The sequence below is a fragment of the Aurantiacibacter sediminis genome, assembly GCF_016019885.1.
Classification (GTDB): Bacteria; Pseudomonadota; Alphaproteobacteria; order Sphingomonadales; family Sphingomonadaceae; genus Alteraurantiacibacter; species Alteraurantiacibacter sediminis.
On sequence record NZ_JAEANY010000002.1, the window covers coordinates 771,446 to 782,057 of the forward strand.

Below are 10,612 nucleotides of genomic sequence, written 5' to 3' on the forward strand. Positions count from 1 at the left end.
AGTCAGTCCGAAATCGGCAGGCGATAGCGATCGGCACCAACACGCACCTCGACAAAGCCATCGCGGCGTTCGACCGCGGCCTGCTCTACCCCGTCTGCTGTGATCAAGCCGCGTTCTGGCACACCGATTTCGAAACGGCGGAACACGCCGTCCGGATGGCGCACGATAACAAGCCGCTCGCCCTCACGATCCGCGCGCTCCATTGTGCAGTCGTCAGCGAAATTTGGCGCGCCGCCGATGGCACAAGCAACCGGAGTCCCTGCGGACTGGTCTTCAGTTTCGGAGCACCCGGCCAGAAGAAACGTAGCGCAGGCGAGAGCGAAGCGGATCATTTACGTCGCCCGGTCACTTGCGAAACATCGCGAATGGCGCCTTTCGCAGCGCTTGTCGTCATTGCGGCATAGGCTTGTAAAGCCGGCGTGACACGGCGCGGGCGCTCCTCTGCGGGCTGCCATGCATCTTCGCCCTTCGCCTCCATCGCTTCACGACGCACGGCCAATTCATCGTCCCCAATCGCGAGATTGATCGTGCGGTTGGGAATGTCGATTTCTATCCGGTCGCCCGGCTCCACCAGAGCGATAGCTCCCCCCTCGCCTGCCTCTGGCGAAGCGTGGCCGATTGACAAGCCCGATGTGCCGCCGGAGAAGCGTCCATCGGTCAGCAATGCGCACTCGGCACCGAGGCCCTTCGATTTTAGATAGCTGGTGGGATAGAGCATTTCCTGCATCCCCGGCCCGCCCTTGGGCCCCTCGTAGCGGATCACCACCACGTCACCGGCCACCACTTCATCTGCAAGGATAGCGTCTACAGCCGCATCCTGGCTTTCGTAGACCTTGGCAGGGCCGGAGAAGGTCAGAATGCTCTCATCGACCCCCGCCGTTTTCACGATACAGCCATCGCCGGCGATGTTGCCGTAGAGGACCGCCAGCCCGCCATCCTTGCTGAAGGCGTGATCGGCGGAGCGGATCACGCCGTTCTCGCGGTCAAGATCGAGCGCATCCCATCGGCGCGACTGGCTGAAAGCCGTTTGAGTCGGCACGCCGCCCGGTGCTGCCTTATAAAAATCGTGGACCACGGGATTGGCGTTGCGGATGATGTCCCAATCATCGAGCGCGTCCCCCATCGTAGGAGAGTGCACAGTTGGCAGCGCCGTGTGCAGCAAGCCCGCCCTGTCCAGCTCACCGAGGATCGCCATGATTCCGCCTGCACGGTGAACATCCTCCATGTGAACGTCGGACTTGGCCGGTGCGACTTTGGAGAGGCACGGCACTGTGCGGCTTAGACGGTCGATATCTTGCATGGTAAAATCGACACCAGCCTCATGCGCGGCCGCCAGCAAATGCAGCACGGTGTTGGTCGATCCACCCATGGCGATATCGAGGCTCATCGCATTTTCGAATGCTTCGAAGGTAGCGATGGAGCGCGGGAGCACACTGGCGTCGTCCTCTTCGTAATAGCGTTTGGCCAGAGCGACGACGAGGCGGCCGGCGCGCTCAAACAGGCTCTGCCGGTCCGAATGGGTCGCCAGCTGCGAACCATTGCCGGGGAGCGAGAGGCCGAGCGCTTCGGTCAGGCAGTTCATCGAATTGGCGGTAAACATTCCGCTGCACGAGCCGCAGGTCGGGCAGGCGGAGCGCTCGATCTCCGCCACTTCCTCATCAGAATAGCTCTCGTCCGCTGCGGCGACCATCGCATCGACCAGATCGAGTGCGACTTCCTTGCCCTTCACCACGACCTTGCCAGCCTCCATCGGGCCACCGCTGACGAAAACGCACGGCACGTTCAGGCGCATCGCTGCCATCAGCATGCCGGGCGTGATCTTGTCGCAATTGGAAATGCACACCATCGCATCGGCGCAATGGGCGTTGACCATATATTCGACACTATCGGCGATCAGGTCGCGGCTCGGCAGCGAATAGAGCATGCCGTCATGCCCCATGGCGATTCCGTCATCGACAGCGATCGTGTTGAATTCTTTCGCTACCCCGCCCGCTTCCTCGATCTGGCGCGCGACAAGCTGGCCGAGGTCTTTGAGGTGCACATGGCCAGGCACAAACTGTGTAAAGGAATTGACGACCGCGATGATCGGCTTGCCGAAGTCGCCGTCCTTCATTCCCGTGGCGCGCCATAGGCCGCGCGCGCCCGCCATGTTGCGGCCGTGCGTCGTAGTTCGGGATCGGTAAGCGGGCATAAGGCGTCTTAGCTCCGTCGGGCTTCGAAGACCCTAACGTAACGGATGCAGTGCCCAATCCCCAAGAGGAAAAGCTTTTCGGGTGCGAAGCGAGATTTAGGCGCTTTCGAGCGCCAGCTTCACCCGGCCTGCAACGTCGGCAATGATCGCCGCCCAGCGCGCCTGCCCGCGTTCCTGCGTAATCAGGTCGTTGCGAATTTCGATTGCGCAATAGGGCCGACCCAGTGCTTCCGCATGGCGGTTCATCGTCGCGTTCAATTCCTTGCCTGAATAGGGCTCATTGTCTCCGACCGTCACGCCAAGCTCTCCAAACAGACGGATCGCGTGGAGCGCGGCGCTGTCGTCATTGTTGTAAAGCAGCCCGATTTCCCACGGGCGTTCCTCATCAGGTTTGCTTTCCAGCTTCGGAGTGAAGCTGTGGATCGAGAGGATCAAGCCCGGATTGATCTGCTCAAGCCAGGTCTCCATCGCCTTGTGATAGGGGCGGTGATAATCGTCGAGGCGCTTTTCGCGGTCGGCCCCGATATTGCCAGGGATGAGGATACCGTCGCTGGTGGTCGGGATCAGCCCGTCCGAGTCCGCTTCGCGGTGGTGATCGATCGCGAGGCGGCTGACATCGGAAAGCATCGCTGCAATGCCATGGCGGCGCGCCAGGCGCTCCGCTACGCCCGCAGCGCCGATGTCGTAGGCGATGTGCTTTTCCAGCGTCCCGGCTGATACGCCAAGCTCAATCCCGTCGGGCACCCGGTTCGATGCGTGATCGCATACTGCGACGATGCCCCCTCGGGTCGCCTCGCCAATAAAGCGGAACACGGGATCGCTCATCGAAGTTTTCCTTTCATCTGCCACCAATCGGGGCGTGTTTGGCCAATGCGATCACTGGTCATGTCACGATCTTCCAGGGAGTTGAACAACGCAAAACATGTCGCACCAGACCCGGACATGCGCGCCAGTATGGGATCCGTCGCACGCAATCGCTCAAGAACGTCTGCTATGGGTGAACACAAATCGATCGCCGATCGTTCCAAGCCGTTCGTGCCGTGCATCATGATGTCCCGCGCAGAGCCTTCGGGTAATGGACCATCATCATCGCCATTCCATCCGGCGAACACAGGTGCTGTGGCAAGCGGTTCGCGCGGATTGACGAGCAGCACCGGAGTGCCGCCAAGATCAGTATCGATCGGCTCCAGTTCAGTCCCCGTCCCTCGCCCGATGCAGGTGACACTTTCCACACAAGCGGGTACGTCTGCGCCAAGCTTTGCTGCCCGCTCATGCCATTCATCGGGGAGGCCGTAAGCCTCGCGGATAATGCGAAAGACAGCCCCAGCATCAGCAGAGCCTCCACCAAGACCCGCAGCCACCGGCAGGTTCTTCTCTAGAGTAATGGCGAGTCCATCGGGACGCGGCAGAGCGTTGAGCGCCTTCGCAACGATATTATCGAAGGGATTGTCCAATACGCCGCCAAACTCGCCCACCGTCGTAACAACGTCGGCTTCGGCGGATGTCGCCACCAGCGTGTCCCCCGCATCGACAAAGGCGAACAGCGTCTCCAACTCATGATAGCCATCCTCGCGCCGCTTGCGGACGTGCAGCGCGAGGTTGATCTTGGCGTAGGCAGTTTCTTGGAGCCGCAAGGCGTTACATATTCGGATAATTCGGTCCGCCGCCGCCTTCGGGCGTGGTCCAGTTGATGTTCTGGTTGGGATCCTTGATGTCGCAGGTCTTGCAGTGGACGCAATTCTGCGAGTTGATCACGAATTTGGGTTCTGCGCCCTCTTCCTTCACCCATTCATAGACCCCGGCGGGGCAATAGCGCGTTGAGGGCCCGCCGAAAACTTCCAGCTCGCTTTCACGCTGCAATTCCAAGTCCGCCACTTTCAGATGGTTGGGCTGGTCCTCAGCGTGGTTTGTGAAGCTGTAAGATACGCTTGTAAGCTTATCGAAGCTGATCTTGCCGTCCGGCTTTGGATAGTCGATCGGCTTGTGCAGATCGGCTCGCTGCAGTTCCTCGTAATCGCGATGATGCTTCATCGCCGGAACGACACCGATTTTGAGCTGGCGCATCCACATGTCAATGCCGGCAAGCACAGTTCCAACATCGCCGCCGAATTTAGCGACCATCGGCTGCGCATTCTGTACTTTCTTCAGCTCCTTGGCGATCCAGCTTTCGCGCAGAGTGGCCTCGTAATCGGCGACTTCGTCATGCTCACGCTCGGCAGCGATGGCTTCGGCCACGCTTTCGGCTGCGATCATTCCGCTTTTCATAGCAGTATGGCTGCCCTTGATGCGCGGCACGTTCACGAAGCCTGCCGCACAACCAATCAGCGCGCCGCCCGGGAACGCAAGCTTCGGCACGCTCTGCCAGCCACCTTCGTTGATGGCGCGCGCACCATAAGCGACACGCGTTCCGCCTTCGAGGTATTCCTGGATCGCCGGATGGTGCTTCCACCGCTGGAATTCCTGAAATGGCGAGACGTAGGGGTTCTTATAATCGAGCGCGGTCACGAAGCCAATTGCGACCTGCCCGTTCGCCTGATGATAGAGGAACCCACCGCCCCACGTATCGCTTTCGCTAAGCGGCCAGCCTTGGGTGTGGATCACGCGGCCTGGCACATGCTTGGCGGGATCGATGTCCCACAATTCCTTGACGCCAAGGCCATAGACCTGCGGCTGACAATTTGCCTCCAAGTCGAAGCGCTCTTTCATCAGCTTGGTCAGATTGCCGCGCGCGCCCTCTGCGAAGAGCGTATATTTGGCCTGGATCTCCATGCCGGGCTGGAAATCGGGTTTTTGGCTGCCGTCAGCGGCCACGCCCATGTCCTGCGTGATTACGCCGCCGACCGAACCATCTTCGTTGAAGATCACTTCTGCTGCCGGGAAACCAGGGAAGACCATGACGCCGAGCGCTTCTGCCTGTTCACCCAGCCAGCGCGTCAGATTACCGAGCGAGCCGGTATAACAGCCATCGTTCGACATAAAGGGCGGCATGGCGAGGTGCGGGATCGGCATCTTGCCGCCTTTGGACAGCATCCAGTGCCAATTGTCTGTGACCGGCGTTTCCGCCATCGGGCAGTCCATGTCCCGCCATTCGGGCAGAAGCTCGTCCAGCGACTTGGGATCGACTACCGCGCCAGACAGGATATGCGCGCCGATTTCGGAGCCCTTTTCAAGGACCACGACTTCAAGCTCTTCATTCACCCGCTTCAGCCGGATCGCGGCAGCCAAACCAGCCACTCCGCCGCCGACAATTACCACGTCTACGGGCATTGATTCCCGTTCAACCATCATTTCATCCCGTTTTACCGAAGTTCCGTTGCAAGGGGACTTGATAGACGCCCTGCCACAGGTCAAGACCGCCTTTGGCCCGAATATGCAAAATCATGCAGAAAAATCCCTCGCAGACGATTATGCGGCAGCGCTCGACTGGTGGCGCGATGCCGGGGTCGATAGTGATTTTGAGGACGAACCGCAGAATTGGCTGGCAGAAGCCGAGCCGGAGCGCCCGAAGGTCACGAAGCCTTCCAACGCTGAAAATGAGACCCGCGACTCCCCGCTTGCTCCGGCGATTGCTGTGGCTGATATTCCGGGCGATCTCGAAGCCTTTCAAAGCTGGTGGACATCGCCTGAGACACCTTTGCCCGCAGCAAGCGGCGCCCGAGTTGCTCCACGCGGGACTGTCAATGCGAAACTGATGATCTTGAGCACCATGCCGGAGGCGCAGGACACGGACATGCTTTTCGGCGGCCGCGATGGTGCTTTGCTCAGCAATATTTTGAAGAGCCTTTCGATCGATGTAAGCGCCGCCTATTTCGCGAGCGCACTTCCTTCGCATATGCCGCTTCCTGATTGGGACAGTTTCAGCGCGCTGGGGCTTGGCGAGGTGCTACACCGCCATATCGCATTGGCCTCCCCGCGCCGGGTGCTCGTAATGGGAAACAAGTTGCCAATGCTGCTCGGCCATGATGCGTCCGCTTTGCCGGAAGAATTTACAGATTGCGGCGGGATCCCCGCTCTCGCCACCTTCGCCCCCGAGCGATTGCTTGACCACCCACGCCAAAGCACGCGGCTTTGGAAACGACTGCTTTACTGGACCTCATAAGATGAAATCCTTCAAAGTCTTGTTGGCGACTTTTGCCACGCTTTCTAGCGTGTTGGCGCTTTCAGCTTCAGGCGCTGCGGCGCAAGACACACGCACATATTTCAGCGCGCGCATCGCGGATTCGCAGGTGCCGCAGCAATTAAGCGCGGATGAGCGGGAGTATTATGGACAGTTATTCCGCGCCATAGATGCCGAGCGGTGGGCTGAAGTGGAAAGCCTCTTTAATCAACGCTCCGATGGCCTGTTGCATGATGTAGCCCGTGCGGAATACATCCTGCATGCGAGCTCCCCGCGTGCCGAGCTTTCCGAAATCGTCGAAGTCCTGGACGACGGGGCGCATCTGCCACAGGCAGAGCAATTGGGCCGACTTGGCGTCACGCGCGGTCTCGCACGCGAACCGGATTTGCCCTATGTACGGACGTTCAGCAGGCGCAGTGAAATGCCGCGGCGTTACCGTCCTCGCTCCATCAATGACGGCACAATGCCGGGCGATGTTCGCACCTCCATCCTCAGCCATATCTCCAATGATGATCCCGATGGAGCGCGTTTGCTGCTGGACGGTGTCGATGCTTCACTGAGCCCTGCGGCACGAGCCGAATGGCGCCAGCGCGTTGCGTGGAGCTATTACATCGAAAATCGCGACCCGGAAGCACTGGCCATAGCGCAGACTGTGGGAGCGGGATCCGGACCCTGGGTTGCGGAGGGCGATTGGGTTGCCGGGCTGGCCTCCTGGCGCCTCGGTGATTGCCAGACCGCGCTCGATTATTTCCAGCGCTCTGCTGCCGGTGCAGACAGCCCGAACTTGCGCGCCGCCGCACTTTTCTGGGGTTCGCGCGCGGCCATGCGATGCCGCCAGCCTGAATTAAGCACGCAATTGCTCAACAACGCGGCCGGCGACGATCGGGTACTCTACGGCATGTTGGCAGCCGAGCAATTGGGCCGCGAATTGCCTGATCGGGTCGAAAGCGCCGATCTCAGTCAGGACGATTGGCGCGCCATCGGCAATATCGAGAATGTGCGCATCGCTGTCGCACTCACTGAGATCGATCGGGATATCCTGGGAAGCCAAGTCCTCCTTCATCAGGCACGCATCGGCTCACCGGATGAATATGCACCGATTTCGCGATTGGCCCGCGCCCTCGGCTTTCCGCGTACGCAGATTTACATGGCACTCAATGCCCCAAGCGGCGCCGATGCCGATCCCGCATCGCATTTTCCAGCGCCGCGCATCGCTCCCTTCAATGGATGGCAAGTCGATCCGGCACTCGCCTTTGCGATCACCTTGCAGGAGTCGGTTTTTCGCGCCGATGCCGTCAGCCCGGCAAATGCGCAGGGCCTGATGCAAATCACTCCGCCCACTGTCCGCCAACATGCCGGATGCGTCGGACGGTCGACGAGCGCGATCAACGTCTTCGATCCGTCCATGAATCTCGCGCTTGGCCAGTGCAATTTGCAAATGGTTGCGCGCAGCTCGGCGACACAAGGGCGGCTGCCGCAGATTATGGCGGCCTATAATGCCGGCCTGTCTCCTATCACGCGCTGGGTGTCCGAAGTGAACGATCAGGGCGACCCTCTGCTTTATATGGAGTCGATCCCCTATTGGGAGACGCGCGGCTACGTTTCCATCGTGATGCGCAATTACTGGATGTATGAGCGACAGGCGAACTCGCCTTCGCCCACCCGCAGAGCCTTGGTGCAGAATGACTGGCCGATGTTTTCTGATGGCACAAGCAGCGATGGCCGCGTTTACATGTCGAGCGGGCAGCGCTGATGGCGATCGATGAAACGCGCGAATTCGTGCCGGTTTCGATCGCTCTGATAACCGTTTCCGATACCCGCAGCCCGGAAAATGATACATCGGGCGATATACTAGCAGAACGGATCGCAGGCGATGGGCATCACCTTGCTGAGCGGACGATCGTCAAGGATGATGCCGAGGCGATTGCCGCACAATTGCGCGAATGGAGCGACGATCCGAATATAGACGCCGTGATAACCACAGGCGGAACGGGTCTGACGGGCCGGGATGTAACTCCTGAGGCTTTCGACATGGTCAAGGACAAGGACATCCCGGGTTTCGGAGAACTTTTCCGCTGGATCAGCTTCGATCTGATCGGCACGTCCACCATTCAGTCTCGTGCCTGTGCTGTACTCGCTGGAAGCACTTACATCTTCGCCCTTCCCGGCTCGAACGGCGCGGTGAAAGATGGCTGGGATCGCATTTTGCGCGAGCAGCTCGATAGTCGCAATCGGCCATGCAATTTCGTGCAATTGATGCCGCGACTGAACGAGCGCTAGCCGACACCCAAGAACGTTACCACAAACGGAGTGAGGGACTTGCTCCCGTCGGGAGCTTGTTCTACTTCTGTTCCATGCTCAAGCATGAGAAGATAAAAGGCCGTGGAGCTCAGTCGGCTGTGGTGCCCGATCGCTTCGGGCTGGCTCAGCGCAATGTCGATGGCGAGTGGCGCGATGCGATGGAGCAGCTCGAAGGTCCGCCGGTCAAATTGCGCACGCAGGTGACTGAAGAGCACCCGAAGACCATCCTGTCATTCAATCAATCACCGGACATTTTCTTCGATCGCTCAATCAACGCCTATCGTGGCTGCGAACATGGCTGCGTCTATTGCTTTGCGCGCCCCACCCATGCCTATCACGATCTCTCACCTGGCCTGGACTTCGAGACAAAGCTATTCGCAAAGCCCGATGCGCCTCGTCTGTTGCGGGAGACCCTTGCGCGACCGAAATATGTGCCCAAGCCGATTGCCATGGGGACCAACACCGATCCCTATCAGCCGATAGAGAAGCGATATCGGATCACGCGGCAACTGCTGGAAATCTGCTTAGAATGTCGTCATCCGGTGACCATCACAACTAAATCCGATCGCGTATTGCAGGATCTCGATCTTCTAAAGGAGATGGCGCAGCAGGAGCTTGTCGCCGTCGCGATTTCCGTGACCAGTCTCGATCCTGCGCTATCGGGCAAGCTTGAACCCCGCGCCGCCGCTCCCCACAAGCGAATGGCCGCGCTTGGGCAACTAGCGGAAAATGGCATTCCGACGCATTGCTCGATAGCACCCATCATTCCCGCTATCACCGACTGCTTCATGGAGGAGATCATTCAAGAGGCTGCTTCAGCAGGCGTGGGCAGCATTGGCTGGATACCCTTACGGCTGCCACATGAAGTTGCGCCGCTTTTTCGCGAATGGCTGGATGTGCATTTCCCCGATCGCGCGGCCAAGGTGATGAGCATCGTTCGATCCATCCGCAATGGGCGCGATAATGACCCGCACTTCTTCAGCCGTTTGAGGCCGAGCGGCGTCTGGGCGGAGCTTTTTCGCACCCGGTTCCGGGTCGCCTGCCGCAAAAACAATGTGAAAAAACAGAATTTTTACCTCGAAACCGGCAATTTTCGACGTCCAAGTGTGGACGGACAGCTACAACTGTTGTGAAACATTAGCTTCACATGCGGTTTTGGGTTAACACCCCTTGCAAGTGTGTGGCATTGTCAGTCCGGTTCGATTGGCAGTTTCTGCGCATCGATTCGTAATTCGTGTTAATTGGGGGAATACCTGATGAAAAAAGTTACCATCGCCCTCCTCGCCGGGACAGCGTGCATTGCAACGCCTGCTGCGGCGCGGGATGGTGAATTCTACTTCGGCGCCGGTTTCGGTGTTACCTCGCCGGAAGATACCGATCTGGATACCGGTGAAAATGGCCTCGATGAGATCATCATTGAACTGGATCACGGTTTCGAAGGCGCGCTGATGCTCGGCTACGATGCCGGCCCGCTTCGCTTCGAAGTCGAAGGCTCCTATCGTGAATACGATGTGGATGCGGTCGATGCTTTCCTCGTCGGTGTTCCCTCGGATGCAGACTCCAACCTCGCATTCGGCTTCCAGAGCCCTGCGCGAGGCAGCGGTTCGCAGTGGAGCGGCATGTTTAATGCCCTGCTCGACTTCGGTGGCAATGACGGCATCGGCGTTTCCGCCGGCGGCGGCGTCGGCATCACCAATGCTTCTTTCAGCGACGTTCGCACCTTCTCGACCGGTCCGGGCTTCCTCGATGACGACGATGTCAACTTTGCATGGCAGGCGATCGGCCAGATCTATTCGCCGCTGAGCGACAATATCGACGTTGCCCTGCGCTATCGTTTCCACAAGGTAACGGGCGTTGAGTACACCGATACGGTTGGCCGTACCTTCGATGCCGACGTTGCCTCGCACTCGCTGCTGGGCTCGTTCATCCTGAACTTCGGTGGTGATGAGCCGGCACCGCCGCCTCCTCCGCCGCCCCCGCCGCCGCCTCCGCCGCCTCCTCCA

General features: G+C 59.4%; 10 protein-coding genes. 5 read left to right on the plus strand and 5 right to left on the minus strand.

Annotated elements, in window-relative coordinates; translation table 11 throughout:
- Window positions 1-2: 2 nt before the first annotated feature.
- The 5 genes from I5L03_RS09290 to I5L03_RS09310 all read right to left on the minus strand — a co-directional run bounded on the left by I5L03_RS09290 (window position 3) and on the right by I5L03_RS09310 (window position 5,476).
- On the minus strand, window positions 3-332 hold the full coding sequence (locus I5L03_RS09290) for a hypothetical protein (RefSeq protein WP_197921455.1): 330 nt from the start codon (window positions 330-332) through the stop codon (window positions 3-5).
- Window positions 329-2,191: a dihydroxy-acid dehydratase gene (gene ilvD, locus I5L03_RS09295; RefSeq protein ID WP_197921456.1), complete on the minus strand. Its 1,863-nt coding sequence runs from the start codon at window positions 2,189-2,191 to the stop codon at window positions 329-331. Before ilvD ends, I5L03_RS09290 begins: the two co-directional genes overlap by 4 nt.
- A gap of 96 nt (window positions 2,192-2,287) precedes the next feature.
- Entirely contained in the window at window positions 2,288-3,016 is a 729-nt protein-coding gene (locus I5L03_RS09300) for an N-formylglutamate amidohydrolase (RefSeq protein WP_197921457.1), read from the minus strand.
- A complete protein-coding gene (locus I5L03_RS09305; RefSeq protein ID WP_197921458.1) occupies window positions 3,013-3,825 on the minus strand; it encodes a 4-(cytidine 5'-diphospho)-2-C-methyl-D-erythritol kinase in 813 nt (270 codons plus the stop codon). The genes I5L03_RS09300 and I5L03_RS09305 overlap by 4 nt, the downstream gene beginning before the upstream one ends.
- Before the next feature lie 4 nt (window positions 3,826-3,829).
- Complete coding sequence (locus I5L03_RS09310) at window positions 3,830-5,476, minus strand: electron transfer flavoprotein-ubiquinone oxidoreductase (RefSeq protein WP_197921526.1); 1,647 nt, start codon at window positions 5,474-5,476, stop codon at window positions 3,830-3,832.
- Window positions 5,477-5,561: 85 nt separating this feature from the next.
- Between I5L03_RS09310 and I5L03_RS09315 the strand changes: the two genes are divergently transcribed.
- The 5 genes from I5L03_RS09315 to I5L03_RS09335 all read left to right on the plus strand — a co-directional run.
- A complete protein-coding gene (locus I5L03_RS09315) occupies window positions 5,562-6,290 on the plus strand; it encodes a uracil-DNA glycosylase family protein (RefSeq protein WP_197921459.1) in 729 nt (242 codons plus the stop codon).
- A gap of 1 nt (window position 6,291) precedes the next feature.
- Window positions 6,292-8,061 carry a lytic transglycosylase domain-containing protein gene (locus tag I5L03_RS09320; RefSeq protein ID WP_197921460.1) on the plus strand — a complete coding sequence of 590 codons (1,770 nt, stop codon included), beginning with the start codon at window positions 6,292-6,294 and terminating at the stop codon, window positions 8,059-8,061.
- Window positions 8,061-8,588 (plus strand): molybdenum cofactor biosynthesis protein B, encoded by a 528-nt coding sequence (gene moaB / locus I5L03_RS09325; protein ID WP_197921461.1) that lies wholly within the window; start codon window positions 8,061-8,063, stop codon window positions 8,586-8,588. Before I5L03_RS09320 ends, moaB begins: the two co-directional genes overlap by 1 nt.
- Window positions 8,589-8,662: 74 nt before the next feature.
- Window positions 8,663-9,742, plus strand: a complete 1,080-nt coding sequence (locus tag I5L03_RS09330; protein ID WP_197921462.1) for a PA0069 family radical SAM protein — start codon at window positions 8,663-8,665, stop codon at window positions 9,740-9,742.
- A 123-nt stretch (window positions 9,743-9,865) separates the two neighbouring features.
- Window positions 9,866-10,612, plus strand: a 747-nt coding sequence (locus tag I5L03_RS09335) for an outer membrane protein (RefSeq protein WP_197921463.1), incomplete at its 3' end; no start/stop codon positions are given.

Excerpts from the sequence above, each read along its gene's own strand:
- I5L03_RS09290 (WP_197921455.1), bottom strand. The coding sequence starts at position 332 with ATGATCCGCTTCGCTCTCGCCTGCGCTACGTTTCTTCTGGCCGGGTGC.
- ilvD (WP_197921456.1), bottom strand. The coding sequence starts at position 2,191 with ATGCCCGCTTACCGATCCCGAACTACGACGCACGGCCGCAACATGGCG.
- I5L03_RS09300 (WP_197921457.1), bottom strand. The coding sequence starts at position 3,016 with ATGAGCGATCCCGTGTTCCGCTTTATTGGCGAGGCGACCCGAGGGGGC.
- I5L03_RS09310 (WP_197921526.1), bottom strand. The coding sequence starts at position 5,476 with ATGGTTGAACGGGAATCAATGCCCGTAGACGTGGTAATTGTCGGCGGC.
- I5L03_RS09315 (WP_197921459.1), top strand. The coding sequence starts at position 5,562 with ATGCAAAATCATGCAGAAAAATCCCTCGCAGACGATTATGCGGCAGCG.
- I5L03_RS09320 (WP_197921460.1), top strand. The coding sequence starts at position 6,292 with ATGAAATCCTTCAAAGTCTTGTTGGCGACTTTTGCCACGCTTTCTAGC.
- moaB (WP_197921461.1), top strand. The coding sequence starts at position 8,061 with ATGGCGATCGATGAAACGCGCGAATTCGTGCCGGTTTCGATCGCTCTG.
- I5L03_RS09330 (WP_197921462.1), top strand. The coding sequence starts at position 8,663 with ATGCTCAAGCATGAGAAGATAAAAGGCCGTGGAGCTCAGTCGGCTGTG.